The sequence below is a fragment of the Geodermatophilus sp. SYSU D01176 genome, from assembly GCF_054050015.1.
Window position 1 is genome coordinate 90,383 of the sequence record NZ_JBJGYN010000011.1, and the last position, 17,718, is coordinate 108,100.

The 17,718-nt window shown below is 75.7% G+C and carries 20 protein-coding genes; 12 read left to right on the top strand and 8 right to left on the bottom strand.

Going from position 1 to position 17,718, the window contains the following annotated elements; all coding sequences use genetic code 11:
- Positions 1 to 13: 13 nt before the first annotated feature.
- From pstS to ACI78Z_RS08765, 3 genes are all read right to left on the bottom strand, one after another.
- Positions 14 to 1,129 carry a phosphate ABC transporter substrate-binding protein PstS gene (gene pstS / locus ACI78Z_RS08755; RefSeq protein ID WP_457036137.1) on the bottom strand — a complete coding sequence of 372 codons (1,116 nt, stop codon included), beginning with the start codon at positions 1,127 to 1,129 and terminating at the stop codon, positions 14 to 16.
- A gap of 231 nt (positions 1,130 to 1,360) precedes the next feature.
- Positions 1,361 to 2,287, bottom strand: coding sequence for a mycothiol synthase (gene mshD / locus ACI78Z_RS08760; protein ID WP_457036157.1), 927 nt, complete (start codon positions 2,285 to 2,287; stop codon positions 1,361 to 1,363).
- 7 nt (positions 2,288 to 2,294) lie between these two features.
- Positions 2,295 to 3,038 carry a winged helix-turn-helix domain-containing protein gene (locus ACI78Z_RS08765; RefSeq protein WP_457036138.1) on the bottom strand — a complete coding sequence of 248 codons (744 nt, stop codon included), beginning with the start codon at positions 3,036 to 3,038 and terminating at the stop codon, positions 2,295 to 2,297.
- Positions 3,039 to 3,322: 284 nt separating this feature from the next.
- On the opposite strand from ACI78Z_RS08765, the gene ACI78Z_RS08770 reads away from it, so the two are divergent.
- From ACI78Z_RS08770 to ACI78Z_RS08800, 7 genes are all read left to right on the top strand, one after another.
- Positions 3,323 to 4,144 (top strand): hypothetical protein, encoded by an 822-nt coding sequence (locus ACI78Z_RS08770; protein WP_457036139.1) that lies wholly within the window; start codon positions 3,323 to 3,325, stop codon positions 4,142 to 4,144.
- 11 nt (positions 4,145 to 4,155) lie between these two features.
- The gene (locus ACI78Z_RS08775) at positions 4,156 to 4,845 is read left to right on the top strand and encodes an LmeA family phospholipid-binding protein (protein WP_457036140.1); all 690 of its coding nucleotides are present in this window, start codon (positions 4,156 to 4,158) and stop codon (positions 4,843 to 4,845) included.
- Positions 4,846 to 4,912: 67 nt separating this feature from the next.
- Positions 4,913 to 5,374, top strand: a complete 462-nt coding sequence (locus tag ACI78Z_RS08780) for a thioredoxin family protein (protein WP_457036141.1) — start codon at positions 4,913 to 4,915, stop codon at positions 5,372 to 5,374.
- Between the two features lie 150 nt (positions 5,375 to 5,524).
- Positions 5,525 to 5,971: a DUF4395 domain-containing protein gene (locus tag ACI78Z_RS08785; RefSeq protein ID WP_457036142.1), complete on the top strand. Its 447-nt coding sequence runs from the start codon at positions 5,525 to 5,527 to the stop codon at positions 5,969 to 5,971.
- Between the two features lie 36 nt (positions 5,972 to 6,007).
- Entirely contained in the window at positions 6,008 to 6,841 is an 834-nt protein-coding gene (locus ACI78Z_RS08790; RefSeq protein WP_457036143.1) for a sulfurtransferase, read from the top strand.
- A gap of 2 nt (positions 6,842 to 6,843) precedes the next feature.
- Entirely contained in the window at positions 6,844 to 7,137 is a 294-nt protein-coding gene (locus tag ACI78Z_RS08795; protein WP_457036144.1) for a DUF1416 domain-containing protein, read from the top strand.
- 143 nt (positions 7,138 to 7,280) lie between these two features.
- Entirely contained in the window at positions 7,281 to 7,457 is a 177-nt protein-coding gene (locus tag ACI78Z_RS08800; RefSeq protein ID WP_457036145.1) for an NAD(P)-binding domain-containing protein, read from the top strand.
- Positions 7,458 to 7,467: 10 nt separating this feature from the next.
- Here ACI78Z_RS08800 and ACI78Z_RS08805 read toward each other — a convergent pair whose 3' ends face one another.
- The 3 genes from ACI78Z_RS08805 to ACI78Z_RS08815 form a co-directional block, all read right to left on the bottom strand.
- Positions 7,468 to 8,745, bottom strand: a complete 1,278-nt coding sequence (locus ACI78Z_RS08805; RefSeq protein ID WP_457036146.1) for a PP2C family protein-serine/threonine phosphatase — start codon at positions 8,743 to 8,745, stop codon at positions 7,468 to 7,470.
- A 72-nt stretch (positions 8,746 to 8,817) separates the two neighbouring features.
- Positions 8,818 to 9,579: a DUF4184 family protein gene (locus tag ACI78Z_RS08810; protein ID WP_457036147.1), complete on the bottom strand. Its 762-nt coding sequence runs from the start codon at positions 9,577 to 9,579 to the stop codon at positions 8,818 to 8,820.
- 1 nt (position 9,580) lies between these two features.
- On the bottom strand, positions 9,581 to 10,264 hold the full coding sequence (locus ACI78Z_RS08815; protein ID WP_457036148.1) for a TetR/AcrR family transcriptional regulator: 684 nt from the start codon (positions 10,262 to 10,264) through the stop codon (positions 9,581 to 9,583).
- A 130-nt stretch (positions 10,265 to 10,394) separates the two neighbouring features.
- Here ACI78Z_RS08815 and ACI78Z_RS08820 point away from each other — a divergent pair, with 130 nt between their 5' ends.
- The 4 genes from ACI78Z_RS08820 to ACI78Z_RS08835 all read left to right on the top strand — a co-directional run bounded on the left by ACI78Z_RS08820 (position 10,395) and on the right by ACI78Z_RS08835 (position 13,707).
- Positions 10,395 to 11,084 (top strand): NAD-dependent epimerase/dehydratase family protein, encoded by a 690-nt coding sequence (locus ACI78Z_RS08820; protein WP_457036149.1) that lies wholly within the window; start codon positions 10,395 to 10,397, stop codon positions 11,082 to 11,084.
- 38 nt (positions 11,085 to 11,122) lie between these two features.
- Positions 11,123 to 11,323: a hypothetical protein gene (locus ACI78Z_RS08825; RefSeq protein ID WP_457036150.1), complete on the top strand. Its 201-nt coding sequence runs from the start codon at positions 11,123 to 11,125 to the stop codon at positions 11,321 to 11,323.
- A 135-nt stretch (positions 11,324 to 11,458) separates the two neighbouring features.
- Positions 11,459 to 11,992, top strand: coding sequence for an FABP family protein (locus ACI78Z_RS08830; RefSeq protein WP_457036151.1), 534 nt, complete (start codon positions 11,459 to 11,461; stop codon positions 11,990 to 11,992).
- Positions 11,989 to 13,707 (top strand): DUF885 domain-containing protein, encoded by a 1,719-nt coding sequence (locus tag ACI78Z_RS08835; RefSeq protein ID WP_457036152.1) that lies wholly within the window; start codon positions 11,989 to 11,991, stop codon positions 13,705 to 13,707. Before ACI78Z_RS08830 ends, ACI78Z_RS08835 begins: the two co-directional genes overlap by 4 nt.
- On the opposite strand, the gene ACI78Z_RS08840 is transcribed toward ACI78Z_RS08835, so the two are convergent.
- Positions 13,704 to 14,405 (bottom strand): hypothetical protein, encoded by a 702-nt coding sequence (locus ACI78Z_RS08840; protein ID WP_457036153.1) that lies wholly within the window; start codon positions 14,403 to 14,405, stop codon positions 13,704 to 13,706. The genes ACI78Z_RS08835 and ACI78Z_RS08840 overlap by 4 nt on opposite strands.
- A 320-nt stretch (positions 14,406 to 14,725) precedes the next feature.
- Complete coding sequence (gene nhaA / locus ACI78Z_RS08845) at positions 14,726 to 16,111, bottom strand: Na+/H+ antiporter NhaA (protein WP_457036154.1); 1,386 nt, start codon at positions 16,109 to 16,111, stop codon at positions 14,726 to 14,728.
- 168 nt (positions 16,112 to 16,279) lie between these two features.
- Here nhaA and murD point away from each other — a divergent pair, with 168 nt between their 5' ends.
- Positions 16,280 to 17,608 (top strand): UDP-N-acetylmuramoyl-L-alanine--D-glutamate ligase, encoded by a 1,329-nt coding sequence (murD, locus tag ACI78Z_RS08850; RefSeq protein ID WP_457036155.1) that lies wholly within the window; start codon positions 16,280 to 16,282, stop codon positions 17,606 to 17,608.
- The last annotated feature ends 110 nt before the right edge of the window (positions 17,609 to 17,718 follow it).

The window sequence follows — 17,718 nt, forward strand, 5'->3', positions numbered from 1 at the left end:
GGTCATTGTGGGCTCAGCCGGCGGTGATCGCGTCCACGGCCGTCTGCGCCTGCTCGCGCAGCGCGTCGGAGATGGGCGCGGAGCCCGCGGCCTCGGCCGCGGCCTGCTGGCCCTCCTCGCTGATCACATACCCCATGAAGTCCTTGACCAGACCGGCCTTCTCCGCGTCGTCGTAGGTGATGCAGCCGATGTGGTAGCTCACCAGGACGATCGGGTAGTTGCCGGACTCGGTGGTGTCCCGGGCGAGCTCGATGGCGAAGTCGTACTCGCCCCGGCCCTCGAGCCGCTCGGAGTTCTCGACCACCGCGGCCGCGGCCTCGGGGGTCGGGGTCACGAACTCCTCGCCGACACCGATGTTCGCCACCCCCAGGTCGCCGGCCTGGGACAGGTCGGCGTAGCCGATGGTGCCGTTGCCGCCGCTGACGGCGCTGACCACACCGGAGGTGCCCTGGGCGGCCTCGCCGCCGGCCACCGGCCAGTTGCCGTCCGGCTCGTGCGGCCAGGCCTCGGCGGCCGCGGCGGCCAGGTACTCGGTGAAGTTCTCGGTCGTGCCCGACTCGTCGGACCGGTTCACCGGGGTGATCGCCAGGTCGGGCAGCGCGACGCCGGGGTTGTCGGCGGCGATCGCCGGGTCGTTCCAGGTGGTGACCTGCTGGTTGAAGATGCCGGCCAGCACCGCGGGGGAGAGGTTGAGACCCTCGACGCCCTCGAGGTTGTAGACGACCGCGATCGGCGAGATGTAGTTCGGCAGCTCGAAGACCTCACCGCCGGCGCAGCGCTCCTGCGCCGCGGCCAGCTCCTCCTCGTCCAGCGCGGCGTCGGAGCCGGCGAAGTCGGTGCCGCCGGCGACGAACTGCTCGCGCCCACCGCCGGAGCCCACCGGGTCGTAGTTCACGGTCACACCCGGCTGCACGCTCGAGTAACCGGCGGTCCAGCCCTGCATCGCGGCCTGCTGGCTGCTGGCGCCGGCGCCGGCGAGGCTGCCGCTCAGTTCCTCGGAGCCGCCGGTGGTGCTGGTGGCCTCGCCACCGGCGGTCTCCTCGTTCGCGGCGCCGCACGCGGTCAGCGCGAGGGTGCCGGCGAGCGCAGCCGAGAGGACGACGGCGCGCGACGTGGTGCTGAGCTTCAAGGAAGGGGCCCTTCGACGGTGTGCCCGGGGCTTCTGCCGGGCAGCGCGGAACCAACGGGCACCGACGGTAGGCAGCCGAGGTTGACGCCTCCCCGTCGCTCGGTGAACTCGGGGTGAACGCCGGTCGAGGCTTGCGTCACGGGGTGTGGACCAGCTCACGTCCAACCGGTGAACGACCGCGCGCCGATTGGCGGACCCGCGCGTTCCGTCCCCGGCGGGAGGACCAGGTGGCTAGCCGCCGCGGCGCCACGAGACGTCGACGGCGTGCCGGGTGAACCCGCTGCGCTCGTAGAGGGAAACCGCCGCGGTGTTGTCCTCCTCGACGTACAGGAGGACCTGGCGCAGCCCCAGGCTCCGCAGGTGGGCCAGCCCCACGTCGGTCAGCGCGCGCCCCAGGCCCAGGCCCTGCGCGTCGGGGTCGATGCCCAGCACGTAGACCTCGCCGACCGCCTCCGGTCCCTCGTCGCCGGGCGGGTGGACCTTCGTCCAGTGCGAGCCCAGCAGCCTCTCGCCGTTCCAGGCCAGGAAGAAGCCGGCCGGGTCGAACCACGGCTCGGCCTCGCGCAGCCGCAGGTCGTCGGCGGTCCAGCTGCCCTGCTCGGGGTGGGCGGCGAAGGCCCGGGCGTTGGTGCGCAGCCAGGCCTGCTCGTCGCGGCCGGGGCGGAAGGTGCGCACCACGACGCCCTCGGGCAGGCGCAGCCGCGGGTCGGGGTCGACGCCGGCCAGCTCCCGCCGCATCTGCAGCAGCACCCGCGCCCGCTCGTGGCCGTGTCGCCGCGCCAGCTCCGCCGACCCGGGCAGGTCGCCGTGGGCCCACACCCGCAGGGGACGGTCCCCGGCCAGCTCCTCGAGGTGGGTCAGCAGCGTGTCCCCGATGCCCTGCCGCCGGGAGTCCGGGGCGACGACCAGCTCGGCCTCGGCGTCCCCGCTGCCGTCGCCGCCCTCGAAGCGGGCGTAGCCGGTCAGCGTGCCGTCAGCAGCGCCGACCAGCACGTCCCGGCCGCCGGGCGGACCGCCGTGCTGGAGCCGCAGCTCCGCCTCCTCCGACAGGGGGCGGACGCCGTCGGCCGCGGTCGCCGCGCGCAGCAACGCGAGGACCGCCTGGACGCCGGCCGGGTCGAGCCGGTCGACGTCCCGGACGAGGGGTGCAGTGGACAGGGCGGCCTCAGACCAGCTCGGTGTCGTTCTGCGTCTCGGCCTGGGCGCGCGCGGCGGCCGCGGTCGCGTCGGCGACCTGCTGGTCGAGCTTGTAGCCGACGTTGCGGACGGTGCCGATCAGCGCCTCGTGCTCGGTGCCGAGCTTGGCCCGCAGCCGCCGCACGTGGACGTCGACGGTGCGGGTGCCGCCGAAGTAGTCGTAGCCCCAGATCTCCTGCAGCAGCTGCGCGCGGGAAAAGACCCGGCCCGGGTGCTGGGCCAGGTACTTGAGCAGCTCGAACTCCTTGTAGGTGAGGTCGAGCGGGCGGCCGCGCAGCTTCGCGGAGTAGCTGTGCTCGTCGATCACCAGCTCACCGGCCTGGGTCACGCCGCCGTCGGCGCCGTCGGCGGGGGTGGTGGCGGCCAGCCGGCGGGCGGTGGCCCACTTGAGGCGGGCGTCGACCTCGGCCGGGCCGGCGGTGTCGAGCAGCACGTCGTCGACGCCCCAGTCGGCCGACAGCGCGACCAGGCCGCCCTCGGAGAGGACGGCGACCAGCGCCGAGGCCACCCCGGTGGAGGAGAGCAGCCCGCAGAGCGTGCGGGCCTGGATCAGGTCGTGCCGGGCGTCGACGAGGACGACGTCGCCGGAGTCGCCGTCGAGCAGGCTGGAGAGCTCGGGAGGCACCACGCGGACGTGGTGCCCCAGGAGGCCGAGCGCGGGCAGCACCTCGGTCGTGGCCTGGCGTGCGGCGGTCATGAGCACGAGTCGCATGACGTCTCCTCGGAGGAGCCGGGGACGACGGGGTCGTCCGGGGGCCCACGACAGCGCTGTCGAAGAGACAGCAGGATAACCGACGTGTACCGGCGATCCGGCTCCGTGACCGGATCGCGACCGGTGACCGTCCCCACGGCGGGCGGCGTGCGCCTCGCGCCGGGCCGGGCGGCCGGACCGACGGCGACGGCCCGGGTGGTCCCCTGGGCCGGACACGCCGAGAGCGGAGCCACCGCCCCGCTCGTCGAGCGGATCGGCCGCTGGGTGTCTGCGACGATCGGGCCGTGACGGCGACGGATGCGCGGCCCGGGCTCCCCGCCCGCGCGGAGCACCTGCCCACGGTCGCCGCGGTCGTAGCAGCGACCGCGCTGCTCGTCGGGGTGCCCGCGGCCGCGGGCGACGCGGGCCGGCTGGTCGCGGTCGCCGTCCTGCAGGTCGCCCTGGTGGTGGCGTGGGTGCCCGCCACGGGGATCCTCGCCCGGGCCGGCGCGCCGGCGCTCGGGCTCGCCGCGGCGGCCGGAGCCGACCTGCTCCTCGTGCTGCCCCAGCGGCCGGAGATCGGCGCGCTCGTCGCCGTGCCGGGGCTGGGCCTGCTCGCCGCGGTGCTGCACCAGATGACGCGCCGGGCGCCGCGGTCGGACGTGGTCGGTTCGCTGGCGGGTGTGCTCCTGCTCGTCTGCGCCGTCACCGCCCTGGCCGTCGTGCTGCTCCTGCCGGCCGAGGGGGACGCGGCGGCGCCCGCCACCAGCACCCTGCTCGTCGTGGGGACGACGCTGGTGGTGGGTGCCCTCGTCGACCTGGTGCTGCCCCGGCCGACGGTGGCCACCGGTGTGCCGCGGGGGGTGCCCGCGCTCGTGCTGTCCGTGCTGGCCGGGGCCGCCGTCGCGGTGGTGCGCTCCGGCGCCGGTGACCTGGCTCCGGTCCTGGGGGCGCTCGTCGCCGGCCTGGCGCTGGGTGCGGTCACCGCGCTGGTCGCCCTGGCCGCGGGCTACGTCGTCGCCGGCGGGCCGGCCCGGGCGTGGGCCGCGGCGCTGCTGCAGGCGGTGCTGCCCGTCGCCGCGGCCGCTCCGGTGGCCTTCTCCGTCGTGCTGCAGAACGCCCTCTGAGCGGCCCGGTCGTGCGCGCGCTGCTGGTGGTCCTGCTGCTCCTCGGCGGCCTGGTGTTCGCCGCCGACCGGGTCGGCGAGGAGATCGCCGAGGACCAGGTGGCACGGGTGGTCGCCCAGCGGGGCGGGCTCGCCGGCGCACCCGACCTGGAGATCGGGGGCTTCCCCTTCCTGACCCAGGCGGTCGGCGGGCGCTACGAGGACGTGCGGGTCTCCCTGACCGGCGCCGACCTGGGGCAGCCCGAGGGCACCGGCGTCGACGTCTCGCTGCGAGGTGTCGAGGTGGCGCTGTCCGACGTCCTGTCCGGATCGGTGCAGCAGGTGCCGGTCGAGCGGGTCGACGGGACCGCGACGCTGTCCTACGCGCTGCTCGCCGCCCAGCTGGGCCCGGGGACCACCGTGACCCGCGACGGCGCCGGGCTGCGCGTGCAGCGCACCGTCGAGGTCGCCGGCGTGAGCGTCCCGCTCGCCGCGACCGGCACGGTGTCGCTCGACGGCGACACCGTGCTGGTGGACGTCGAGGACGCCTCCGGCGCGGGCGTCGACGTGCCGGACTTCCTCGTCGACCGGGTCAGCGACGCCCTCGACGTGCGCTACGTCATCCCGTCACTGCCCTTCGGCCTGCAGGTCACCGGGGTCACGCCGGCGGACGACGGCCTGCGCGTCGCCGTCGGGGCGACCGACACGGTGCTCAGCGGCTGACCCGCCCTCCGGTTCCCCCGGACCGGCGAGCCGGAACAGCCGGTGGCCGGGCCCGGTTGTCCCCGGGGTGGACCCGATCGGAGCCGCCGTGCTGGCCGTCGCCCTCGCGCTGACGGCCGTCGCGGCCCGGGAGCTGCGGAGGAGGAACGGCGCGGTGCGCGGACCCGACAGCGGGCAGGAGCGGACGACGACGGCCGTGCTCGAGGGCCTGGGGGTGCGCCCCGGCGACGCCGACCTGACCGTCGTCCAGTTCTCGACGGCGTTCTGCGGGCCGTGCCGCGCGACCCGGCTCCGGTTGCAGCAGCTGCAGGCCACGCGGCCGGGGCTGGCGCACGTCGACGTCGACGCAGAGAGCCACCTCGACGCCGTCCGGGAGCTCGACGTCCGCCGGACCCCGACGCTGTTCTACCTGGACCGCGACGGCCGCCTGCTCGGCCGCAGCAGCGGCGCCCCGCGACCCGCCGAGCTCACCGCCCTGGTCGAGGCGCACGCGTCCCCTGCCGGTGCCCGGGACGGGCGGGGCGTGTGATCCGTTACCCTTCCGCCGTGGGCATCCTGCTGACCAGCCGTCGCACAGTGGACCTGTGCCGCGTCGGCAGCTGCCTGTGTCCGGCCTCCTAGGACGAGCCCGGTCTCGTCCAGACGCGCCCTGACCGCCGTCCGGAAGCCCTCTGCACCCATGCCCCCTGCACACCCCCCGCCCGGGCGACTCGTCGACGTCCGTGGTCCGCGCTCCGCCGCGTGGGTCACCAGCGCCGTCCTCGCCGTCGCCCTGCTGACCGGCAGCGGCCTGCTGGTGGCCGCCCAGGCCGCCGTCTTCGCCGTCGGCGCCCTCGCCGGTCTGCGGTATGCGCCCTACGGGGTGCTGTTCCGCCTCCTCGTCGCCCCGCGGCTGGGGCGGGTCCGCGAGCGGGAACCCGAGGCGCCGGCGCGCTTCGCCCAGCTCGTCGGCCTGGTCTTCGCCGTCGTGGGCGCCGCCGGGTACCTCTCCGGGGCGCCGCTGGTCGGCGCCGTCGCGACCGGCCTCGCGCTGGTGGCGGCCCTGCTCAACGCGGCCACCGGCTTCTGCCTCGGCTGTGAGCTGTACCTGACCGTCCGCCGGGTCCGTCCCGCGCGCACCGCCTGACCGACCGCACACCCACCACAGGAGGGAACACCCCCCATGAGCCGCAACGACGTGCTCGTCTCCGCCGACTGGGCCCAGGAGCACATCGGCGCCCCCGGCATCGTCTTCGTCGAGGTCGACGAGGACACCAGCGCCTACGACAAGGGCCACATCGAGGGCGCCGTCAAGCTCGACTGGCGCACCGATCTGCAGGACCCGCTGCGCCGGGACTTCGTCGACCGCGAGCAGTTCGAGAAGCTGCTGTCCGAGCGCGGCATCAGCAATGACGACACCGTCGTCCTCTACGGCGGCAACAACAACTGGTTCGCCGCCTACGCGTACTGGTACTTCAAGCTCTACGGCCACCAGGCGGTCAAGCTGATCGACGGCGGCCGCAAGAAGTGGGAGCTCGACAGCCGCCCGCTGTCCACCGGGACCGTCTCCCGCCCGGCGACGCAGTACAAGGCCGCCGAGCCCGACACCTCGATCCGCGCCTTCCGCGACGAGGTCGTCGCCGCGATCGGCGAGAAGAACCTGGTCGACGTCCGCTCGCCCGACGAGTTCGCCGGCAAGCTGGTCGCCCCGGCGCACCTGCCGCAGGAGGGTGCGCAGCGCCCCGGCCACATCCCGACTGCGGTGAACGTGCCGTGGAGCAAGGCGGCCAACGAGGACGGCACGTTCAAGAGCGACGAGGAGCTGGCCAAGCTCTACGCCGAGGCGGGCCTGGACACCTCGAAGGACACCATCGCCTACTGCCGGATCGGGGAGCGCTCGAGCCACACCTGGTTCGTGCTGCGCGAGCTGCTCGGCCACCAGAACGTCAAGAACTACGACGGCTCCTGGACCGAGTACGGCTCCCTCGTCGGCGTCCCGATCGCGAAGGGGGCCTGAGCATGTGCGGCGCCCCGAAGCAGGGCGGCGCGCTGGCCGGCGTGGACCTGAGCACCCAGACGGTCATCCAGGGCCAGGTCTGGCACGACGGCGCGCCCGTCGCCGGTGCCTACGTGCGGCTGCTCGACGCCACCGACGAGTTCACCGCCGAGGTGGTGACCAGCCCGGAGGGTGAGTTCCGCTTCTTCGCCGCCCCGGGGGACTGGAAGCTGCGGACGCTGGCCCCGGTGGGCAGGGGCGAGCGCGTGCTCACCGCTGACGTCGGCCTCAACGAGACCACCGTCGCCATCGCCTGACACCGATGACCAGGTGACCTGATCGCCAGGGGTCCTGGCTCGCCCTCGACGCCGAGCCAGGACCCCGCACGGTGAGCCAGGACGCCGTCCGCAGCGCCCGCTTCCCTCCTCGGGGGGGGCGGGCGCTGTGCTGTCCTGGCGCCGTGCGCGTCGCGGTCCTCGGCAGCGGGCAGGTGGGCCGGGCACTCGCCCGGGGGTGGACGGCGCACGGCCACGGCGGCATCGAGGCCAGCCGGTGGCTCGAGGCCATGTGCATGGCCTGGGTCGTCCACGGAGCGCGCACGGGCACCTGGGGGCACGCCTTCGAGCTGCTGCGCTGACGGCCCCGCCTCAGTCGACGCCGGGCGGCAGGCGGTTGGGACCCGCCTCGGGCGGCCGGGGACGGTCCTCCGGATGGCCCCGGACGGCGACGATCGCGACGTCGTCGGCGCCGGGCTCGGGCAGCATCCGCGCCAGCAGGGTGTCGCAGAGCTCCTCCAGGGGTGTCGTCCCGAGATCGCGCAGCGCCTCCTGCAGCGCGGCCAGGCCGGCGTCCAGGTCGGTGTCCCGCCGCTCGACCAGGCCGTCGGTGACCAACAGCAGCGTGGCGCCGACCCCGAGCTCGACGGTGTGGTCGGCGCGCGGAGCGTCGGCGTCCACGCCGAGCATCAGGTCGGGGCGGGTCTCCAGCAGCGTCGTGGTGCCGTCGGGGGCCAGCAGCACCGGCGGGAGGTGGCCGGCGTTGCTCCACCGCAGCACGCGCGTGCCGGCGACGGGCACGTCCGGGTGGCGCTCGATGCGGGCAAGCACCACGGTCGCCATCGTGCTGACGGCCAGCCCGCGGGCGACGTGCTCGGTGCGGGACAGCGTCGCCGACGGTGGCTCGTCGTTGTCGTAGGCGAGCGCGCGCAGCAGTCCGCGCAGCTGGCCCATCGCCGCGGCGGCGCCGCTGTCGTGGCCCACGACGTCGCCGATGGCGAGCATCGTCGCGCCGTCGGGCTGGAGGAACGCGTCGTACCAGTCGCCGCCGACCTGCGCCTCGTGGGCGGCGGGGCGGTAGCGCACGGCGACCTGCAGGTGGTCCGGTTCCGGGGGTGGGGTGAGCAGGGCCTGCTGCAGGCGGTCGGACAGCGCACGCTGCGCGGCGGCGCGCTCGGTCATCCGCTGCAGCTCCGTGGCCTGGCGCCGGGCGGCCAGCCGGTCGGTCAGGTCGCGGAAGGAGACCACCACACCGGTCACCACGCCGTCCTCCACCGTCGGGACGGCGATCAGCTCGACCGGCACGGGGATGCCGTCGCGGTGCCAGAACACCTCGTCGTCGGCGGTGACCGTCCGGCCGGACGTCAGGGCGTGCCAGACCGGGCACTCGTGCTTCGGGTACGGCGAGCCGTCGGGCCGGCGGCCGTGGATCACCGCGTGCTGGTCGCGGCCCAGCTGCTCCTCCGCCGCCAGGCCGGTGATGCGCACCGCCGCGGGGTTGACGAACTCGACGCGGCCGTCGGCGTCCAGGCCGTAGATGCCGTCGGCGACGTTGGCCAGCACGCGCTCGTAGCGGGCGAGGGTCCGCGAGAGCAGGGTCTCCACGTCCGAGCGGAGCGCGCCGCCCCCGCCGTTCTCACGCACACCCACAGTCCCGCCACCTCCTCCGCGTCCCGACCGGCACCGGTCCGGTACGCCAGCCTGCCCCATCGCGGACCGAGCTCAACCGTGACCTCGGCGACCGGCGCCGTCCTCCCCGCGGACGCCCGCCGGCAGGACGGCGACGAGGGCCAGGACAACGGCCGTCGCGAGCAGCGCGCCCCCGCCGCGGAACGCCGCGGCCACCGCCGCCGAGCGCAGGTCCGGCGCGCCGCCGATCGCGCTCAGCCCGCCGGCGAGACCGGCGACGGCGACGACCGCCCAGGGCAGCCACCACCGCGGCCGGGTCGGCGCCGGGACGGCGGGCGTGCGCCGCCACCACCGCGCCAGCCAGGCCAGCAGGACGAGGCCGCCCACGACGCCGAGCGCGTAGTCCAGCCAGCGGAGGCCGGGCAGCGGCCCCCACGCCCGCGCCAGGACTGGGAGGTGCTCGGCGCCCCAGCGGCCGGGGTGGGTGAACTCGTCGATGAGCACGTGGATGCCGGCGCCGACGGCCAGGGCGAGCAGGACCAGACCCGCAGCGCGGGCCGACCGCAGCCGCCGGCGGAGGCCGATCGGCACGCCGGCGAGCCGACCGCGCAGGCCCGCCGGTGCCGCGGACAACGCCGCGGGGGCCAGCAGCGCGTGCCACAGCGCCCAGGCCAGCCCGCCGAGCAACACGTCCACGGTGACGACCGCGAGGGCGGTGTGCGTCGGCCACGACAGCGTCAGCGGCAGGTAGAAGGGGATGTCGGGCGCGATGCTGCCGGCGACGAGGGCCGAGGCGGGTAGCGGCGTCCGCAGGAGCGGCAGCACCGCCGCCGGGTGGCTGCCGGTGAAGGGCACCTCAGAACCCGAGGAGCCCGGCGAGCTCGCCCATGGCGACGTCGAAGTACTCGTCGGTGTCCGCGACGGTTCCGGCGAGGTGGCCGAAGAGCTCGAAGCTGACCGTGCCGTACACCGAGCTCCAGGCGAGCAGCGCGCGCAGCCGGACGGTGTCGTCGATCGCGGGGTGCTCCCCGCCGAGGACGGCCGCCGCCTCGTCGCTCACCAGCTTCGGGTCGCGGGCGACGCCCACCGCCTCGGGCAGAGCGCCGCTGCGGGCCGCGTCGCCGAGGATGCGCCCCAGGACCACGCCGACCCGCGCGGCGGCGGGCACCGTGTCGCGGGGGGCCGCGTAGCCGGGGACCGGTGAGCCGTAGAGCAGCGCGTACTCGTGCGGGTGCGCCAGGGCCCACGACCGGACGGCGCGGCACACCGCCAGCCACCGCTCCCGAGGCGGGGCGGTGGGGTCGTCGGCCGCTTCCGCGGCGGCGCCCAGGGCGTCGTACCCGTCGATGATCAGGCGGGTCAGCAGGTCGTCGCGGCTGGGGAAGTAGCGGTACACGGCCGACGAGGCCATGCCCATCTCCCGCGCCACCGCTCGCAGCGAGAGACCGGCCGCGCCGACCTCGGCGAGCTGCCGGCGCGCGGCCGCGGTGATCTCGGCGGTCAGCGCGGTGCGGACGCGTTCGCGCACGGTGGAGGGCACGCCCCCGATGGTCTCTGGTGTGATCAGTGCGCGCAACCGAGAGCGCTGCTCTTGACGCCGGTCGACCCCTTCTGCGAGCGTCGTCCGCAACCGAGAGCGGTGCTCTCGGTCCGATCTCCGAGGAGGATCCATGGCACTGCACGTGATCGTCGGCAAGGGTCCGGTCGGGACGACGACCGCCGAGCTGCTCGCCACCCAGGGCCACCGCGTGCGGGTGCTCTCGCGCAGCGGTGGGACGTCGACCGGCGCCGTTGAGCACCGGCAGGTCAACGCCGCCGACCCCGACGCCCTGACCGCGGCCGTCCGGGGAGCCGCCGCCGTCTACAACGCCGTCAACCCGACCTACCACCGGTGGCCCGCCGACTGGCCGCCCGTCGCGGCGGCCCTGCTCACCGCGGCCCAGCGGACCGGTGCCGTCCTCGTGACGATGTCCAACCTCTACGGCTACGGGCGCCCGTCGGGGCCGATGACCCCCGAGACGCCGCTGGCCGCCGTCGACGTCAAGGGCCGGGTGCGGATCCGCATGTGGGCCGACGCTCTGGCGGCGCACGAGGCGGGCCGCGTGCGGGTCACCGAGGCTCGGGCCGCGGACTTCGTCGGCCCCCAGGTACCGGCCGCGCACTCCCACCTGACCCGCCAGCTCCCGGCCCTGCGCGCAGGGCGGCGGGCCTGGGTGGTCGGCGACCCCGACGCCACGCGCAGCTGGGCGTACCTGCCCGACGTCGCGGCGACGCTGGTGACCCTCGGCACGGACGAACGGGCACTCGGCCGCGCTGGCACGTGCCGAGCGCTCCGCCACGCTCCCAGCGGCAGGCGCTGACCGACCTGGCGGAGGCCCTCGCTGCGCCGCCTGCCCGGGTGAGCCCGATCCCCTGGTCGGTCCTCCGCGGGATCGGGCTGGTGTCGCCGATGATGCGGGAGGTCGTCGATGTCCGGCACCAGTTCGACCGGGAGTTCGTGATCGACGCCAGCGCCACCACCGCGACGTTGGGGCTGACCGCCACGCCGTGGGAGGAGATCGTGCGGGCGACCGTGGGGGCGGTGCCGGCGACCGCCTGAGCCCGTCCGCGGGTGCGGTCCTACGGTGGAGCGCATGATCTCTGCGTGGGTCCTCGTCGCCCTGGCGTCGCTCGCGGCGCTCGGCTGCGGGTACGGCGCCGCCCGGCTCGCCCGCCGTCCGCGGGAGGGGCGCCGATGAGCGGCGACACCGAGCTGCCGGTCGCGGACACCGTCGACGTCCGCTCCGGCCCGGAGGTCTCCGAGGAGTTGCTCGCCGTCCTGCCGCTGCTCGGCGAGTGGCACGGCGAGGGGCAGGCCGCCGGGCCCGGCGGCGACCACCGCTTCGGCCAGTGGATCCGGTTCAGCCACGACGGCCGCGGCTTCCTGGCCTACGACTCGCGCACCTGGCGGCTGACCGACGACGGCACGGTCGTGGGTCCGGCGGTCCGGGAGTCCGGCTTCTTGCGGCCACGCGGCGGGGACGACGTCGAGCTGCTGGTCACCAGCCCCGACGGGCTCGTCGAGCTGTACGTCGGCCGGGCCCGGACGACGACCAGCTGGGAGCTGACCAGCGACGTCCTCGCCCGGACGCCGGACGCCCCCGACGTGGCCCGCGCCGTGCGGCTCTACGGCATCGTCAAGGGCGCGCTCATGTACGCCATCGACCGCGCCGCCGGCGACGGGCCGCTGCGGCCCACCATGTCCGCCCGCCTTGAGCGGCTCCGGTGAGCACCCCGCCCGACTCGTCCGCCCACCCCGCCACCCCCCGCCGGGTCGCCGACCGGTACGTCGACGCGGTCTGCGACCTCGACCCGATCGTGGCCACGGCGCTGGGCACCCGACCCGGCGACGACCGGCTGCCCGACCCCAGCCCCGCCGGGCTGGAGGCCGAGGCGCAGCTGGCCCGCGACACGCGCGCCGAACTGGACCGCGTCCTGGCGGCCGACCCGTCCCTGGACGACGACCCGGTCGAGCGGCGCTGCGCCCGGCTGCTGCGCGAGCGGCTGGGCGCCGAGCTCCACGTGCACGAGGCCGGTGAGGGGCTGCGGGCGCTGTCCAACCTGTTCAGCCCGGTGCACTCGATCCGCCAGGTGTTCCTGCTCATGCCGACGGCGTCCGACGACGACTGGTCGGTCGTCGCCCGCCGGATGGCGCGGGTGCCCGAGGCCTACCGCGGCTTCCGGGCGTCGCTCGAGGAGGGCGCCCGGCGCGGCCTGCTCGTCGCGCCGCGCCAGGTGTCGACCGTGGTGGAGCAGCTCGGCGAGTGGCTGGCCGGGCCGTTCTTCGGCGGGTTCGCCGCCCGGGGTCCGGACGCGCTCCGCGGCGAGCTGGACGCCGCCGCGCAGGCCGCCGACGGCGCGGTCGCCGAGGTGCGCGACTTCCTCCGCGACGCGTACCTGCCGAAGGCCGAGGGGACGCCGGACGCCGTCGGCCGCGACCGCTACGCGCTGGCCGCCCGCCGCTGGACCGGCTCGGACCTGGGCGCCGGGGCCGGGCTCGAGGACGCCTACGCCTGGGGGTGGGGTGAGCACCGGCGGATCCTCGCCGAGCAGCGGGCCGAGGCCGAGCGGGTGGTGCCCGGCGCCACGCCGATGGAGGCGATGCGCTGGCTGGACGTGCACGGCCCCGCGGTCGACGGCGTCGAGGCCATCCGCGAGCGGCTGCAGGCGATGATGGACGAGGCGATCGAGGCCCTGGACGGCGTCCACTTCGACCTCGCCGAGCCGGTCCGCCAGGTGGAGGCCATGATCGCGCCGCCCGGCAGCGCCGCCGCGCCGTACTACACCCGGCCCGCCCAGGACTTCTCGCGCCCGGGCCGCACCTGGCTGCCGACGCTGGGCCGGGAGCGCTTCCCGCTCTGGGACCTGACCTCGATCTGGTACCACGAGGGCGTTCCGGGCCACCACCTGCAGCTGGCCCAGTGGGCGTACGTCTCGGGGCAGCTGTCGACCTACCAGACGTCGTTGGGCTCGGTCGGCGCGAACGTCGAGGGCTGGGCGCTGTACGCCGAGCGGCTCATGGACGAGCTCGGCTACTTCGCCGACCCGGGGACGCGCCTGGGCTTCCTCGACGCCCAGCAGCTGCGGGCGGTGCGGGTCGTCATCGACATCGGCATGCACCTGGAGCTGCCCGTCCCGGACGACGCCGACGGCGTCCTCGCGGGCTCCCGCGGCCGGCCGTGGACGCCGGAGCTGGCGCGGGCCTTCCTGGGGGAGCACAGCGGCGCGACCCCGGCCTTCCTCGACAGCGAGCTGGTCCGCTACCTCGGGCTGCCGGGGCAGGCGATCAGCTACAAGCTGGGGGAGCGCGCGTGGCTCGAGGGCCGCGCGGCGGCGGAGCGGGCGCGCGGCGGGTCCTTCGACCGCAAGGCGTGGCACATGGCCGCGCTGTCGCAGGGCTCGCTGGGGCTGGACGACCTGGCCGCGGAGCTCGCCGTCCTCTAGAAGCGGGTCGGGGCGGGGTTGACCGGGTCGGTGTCGTGGCCGACCGGGTCGTCCGGGGCGGCCGGGTGCGCCTCCAGCAGGGAGCCGAGGACGTCGTCGACCGCGCCGGCCGGCCCGCCGACGTAGGTGCTCATCAGGGCCGGGTCGGTGGCCACGAGCCACGCGCGGTCGGCGGGCCACCACACCGCCGCGCTCTGCTCCTGCGGCTCGGGGGCGAAGTTGGCCGCGGCCAGCGTGACCGGGCCGCGGCGCAGCAGCAGGTCGCAGCCGGGCAGCACCAGGTGCGGCCGGTCGCCGTGCGCGTCGTCGCACCAGCCGAACCAGCACTCCTGCGGCGTGGTCGTCCACCGGGCGAGCAGTGTGGCGAGGACGACGGCCACGGAGGCGGGCAGGTGGCCCTCGGCGGGGCTGTCGTTCCAGACGCCGGGCTGGTCCTCCTCGGCCACGTACTCCCACGAGCCGGTGATCGCCGGCCACTGCATGAGCCGGTGCGCCGTGGTGCCGTTGTGCGCCGCGACCTCGTCCCAGCGGACGTCGACGTCCTCGTCCGCCGCGTAGCGGACGGCGGGGTGCAGGACGCGGGCGTAGGCCTCGAAGACCGGGGGGACGAGGGAGGCGACGGTGCGGTCGCGCCGGACGGCGGCGGCGATCCAGGCGCCGGGGGAGACGTCGGTCTCGACGAGGTGGTCGCTGGACATCGCTGACCCTCCCCGGAGAACGGACAACCCCCGGGCTGCTCCGCGGCGCCCGGCCCTCCGAGGAGGGGAGCAGCACGCGGGCCGGCTGGACAAATGCCGGCGGCCCGGGGGTCGGGTGACTGTCCGGTTCTCGCTCGCCGCCGTACGACGGACGGGCGATCTGCCGTCGCTCAGACTGTCGTCTGAACGGGCGGCCCATCTGGACGGCGGCTAGCGGACAGCCACCTCACGAGTCCGATAAGCATGCAAGTTACGGACCACCTCCTCTCTCGTGTACCTCGACGGTACGTCCCATCCGCGGCGGCCTGCAACGCGGAATTTCAGCCGTCGGCGGAACCGTCGGTGGCGCGCCCGGGCGGGGCTGTGCCGCCCGGGTCCAGGCGGTGGTCGGCGCGGTCGTCGACCGTCTCCCGCTGGTACACGTCCGGGATGCCGTCCCGGTCGAAGTCGGCTCGCTCGTCCTCGTAGATCCGCTTGTAGCGGCGGTTGCGCAGCCGCAGGACGACGGTGGCGAGCAGCGCGGCCAGCAGGGTGCCGGTCAGGATGCCGACCTTGGCGTGGTCGTAGGTCTCCGTGCCCAGGCCGAAGGCCAGCTCGGTGATGAGCAGCGAGACGGTGAACCCGATGCCACCGAGCAGCGAGAGCCCGAGGACGTCGGGCCAGCCGAGGTGCTCGTCGAGCTGGGCGCGGGTGAAGCGGGAGACCAGCCAGGTCGCGCCGGTGATGCCGATGGCCTTGCCCAGCACCAGTCCGACGGCGATGCCGACGGCGACGCTGTCGGTGACCGACTCGGTCAGCCCCGCGAGCCCGCCGACCGCGACACCGGCGGAGAAGAAGGCGAAGACCGGGACCGCGATGCCGGCCGAGATGGGCCGGATCCGGTGCTCGAAGTGCTCGGCGAGGCCCGGGCCGGCGTCCGGGCCGCCCGCGGCCGCGCTGCGCACCACCGGAACGGTGAACGCCAGCAGCACGCCGGCGACCGTCGCGTGCACGCCGGACTCGTGCATGAACACCCAGGTGAGCGCGGCCAGCGGGAGGAGCAGCCACCAGGACCGGACCCGTCGCTGCACGAGGAGCCCGAAGACCGCCAGCGGGACCAGCGACAGGAGCAGGAACCCGAGGGAGAAGTCGTCGGTGTAGAAGACCGCGATGACGACGATCGCCAGCAGGTCGTCGACCACCGCGAGGGTCAGCAGGAAGGTGCGCAGGGCCGCCGGCAGGTGGGTGCTGATCACGGCGAGGACGGCGAGGGCGAACGCGATGTCGGTGGCCGACGGGATGGCCCAGCCGCGCAGGGCGTCGTCGTCCCGACCCAGGTTGAACAGCACGAACAGCAGCGCGGGCACGGCCATGCCGCCGACCGCCGCGGCGATCGGCAGCGCGGCGCGGCGCGGTTCCCGCAGGTCGCCGGCGACGAACTCCCGCTTGAGCTCCAGGCCGGCGACGAAGAAGAAGATCGCGAGGAGCCCGTCGGCCGCCCAGGTACCCAGCGACAGGTCGAGGTGGAGGGACGCCGGGCCGACCTTCGTGTCGCGCAGGGTCTCGTAGGCCCCGCCCCACGGGGAGTTGGCCCACCCCAGCGCGATCGCCGCGGCGGCCAGCAGCAGCGCCCCGCCGACAGTCTCCTTGCGGAGGATGTCGGCGATCCGGCTGGTCTCGGCCCAGGAGCCTCGGCCGAACAGACGGGCGGTGGAGGTGGACGGCACGAGCAACTCCAGGAGACGGGGTCGGCGAGGACGTTGCCGACCAGACTTCCCGGCGCACCTGTCCCGGGAGCCTACCGGCGACCCGCCGCGGGCACCGTCTGGCGACCCCCGGCTCCGTACAGTGGGCGCCGTGACGCACCGCTCCCCTCCGCCCTCCGGATCCGCCCGGTGAGGCTCGCCGAGCTGGCCGGGCGCCGGGTCGGCGTCTGGGGGTACGGGCGGGAGGGACACGCCGCGGTCCGCGCCGCACGCGCCGCCGGCGCGGCGGGGGTCCTGGTCGTCGACGCCGTCCCCCCGGCGGACCTGCCGCCGGGCGTGCAGGCCGGTACGGACGTCGCCGAGCTGGCCGGCTGCGACGTGGTGTTCCGCTCGCCCGGGATCAGCCCCTACCGCGAGGACGCCCGTGCGCTGGCCGCCCGGACCACCCTCGCATCCGGCACCGGCGTGGCCCTGGTCGAGTTCGCCGCCCGCGGCGTCCCGACGATGTGCGTCACCGGCACCAAGGGCAAGAGCACCACCAGCGCGCTGGCCGCCGCCGTGCTCACCGCGGCCGGCCGCCCCGCGGTGCACGCCGGCAACATCGGCACCCCGCTGCTCGACGTCCTGCTCGACGACGCCGTCGGAGACGGGACCGCGCTGGTCGTCGAGGTGTCCAGCTACCAGGCGGCCGCGGTCGAGGGTTGGTCCGGCTGGGGCGCGGTGACCTCGCTGGCCCCCGAGCACCTGGACTGGCACGGCGACGTCGAGACCTACTACCGCGACAAGCTGCACGTCTTCGCGAACTGTGGACCGGGTTCGGTGGTGGTCGGCGCGCAGGCGCGGCCCGTCGCGGAGCAGCACCTGGACCCTGCGGTGCTGGTCGACCCGGCCGACGTCGTCCCCGAGGCGCGGCTGGCCCGCTTCCCGCTCGAGCGGCTCTCGGGCGCGCACAACGTCGCCAACCTGCACGTCGCGCTGGCCGCGTGCGTGCGGATGGGGGTGGACCTCGACCGGTCCGCCGACGCCGTGCGCGCGGCCGTCGCCGGGTTCCGGGCCCTGCCGCACCGCCTGTCCCCGGTGGCCACGCGGGACGGCGTGACGTTCGTCGACGACACGCTGAGCACCACCCCGGTGTCGGTGCGGGCGGCGATCGACGCCTTCGCCGGTCAGCAGGTCACGCTCATCGCCGGCGGGCAGGACCGCGGGCTGGACTACACCGAGCTGGCCGCGGCGGTCGTCGCCCGCGGCGGGACGGTGCAGGTGCTGACGATCCCGGACACCGGCGCCCGGTTCGCCGCCGACATCCGCGCCGCCGCGGTTGCGGCCGGCGTCGACGCCCCCGTGACCGAGACCGCTTCCCTGGCCGACGCCGTGGCCGAGGCGCTCGCGGGAGCCCGTCCGGGCGGGCTGGTGCTGCTCTCCCCCGGGGCCCCCTCCTACAACCGCTTCCGCAACTACGAGGAGTTGGCACGGACCTATGAGCAGATCCTCCTCGACGCCGGAGCCCGGCGTGTCTGAGCAGGACTCGTCGGCTCCCGGGGGGGGGGGGGGGGGGGGGGGGGGGGGGGGGGGGGGGCGGGGGGGGGGGGGGGGGGGGGGGGGGGGGCGGGCGGGCGGGCGGGGCCGGG

Excerpts from the sequence above, each read along its gene's own strand:
- ACI78Z_RS08785 (WP_457036142.1), top strand. The coding sequence starts at position 5,525 with ATGCCCCCTGCACACCCCCCGCCCGGGCGACTCGTCGACGTCCGTGGT.
- ACI78Z_RS08795 (WP_457036144.1), top strand. The coding sequence starts at position 6,844 with ATGTGCGGCGCCCCGAAGCAGGGCGGCGCGCTGGCCGGCGTGGACCTG.
- ACI78Z_RS08840 (WP_457036153.1), bottom strand. The coding sequence starts at position 14,405 with ATGTCCAGCGACCACCTCGTCGAGACCGACGTCTCCCCCGGCGCCTGG.
- ACI78Z_RS08765 (WP_457036138.1), bottom strand. The coding sequence starts at position 3,038 with ATGCGACTCGTGCTCATGACCGCCGCACGCCAGGCCACGACCGAGGTG.
- ACI78Z_RS08820 (WP_457036149.1), top strand. The coding sequence starts at position 10,395 with ATGGCACTGCACGTGATCGTCGGCAAGGGTCCGGTCGGGACGACGACC.
- ACI78Z_RS08830 (WP_457036151.1), top strand. The coding sequence starts at position 11,459 with ATGAGCGGCGACACCGAGCTGCCGGTCGCGGACACCGTCGACGTCCGC.
- ACI78Z_RS08790 (WP_457036143.1), top strand. The coding sequence starts at position 6,008 with ATGAGCCGCAACGACGTGCTCGTCTCCGCCGACTGGGCCCAGGAGCAC.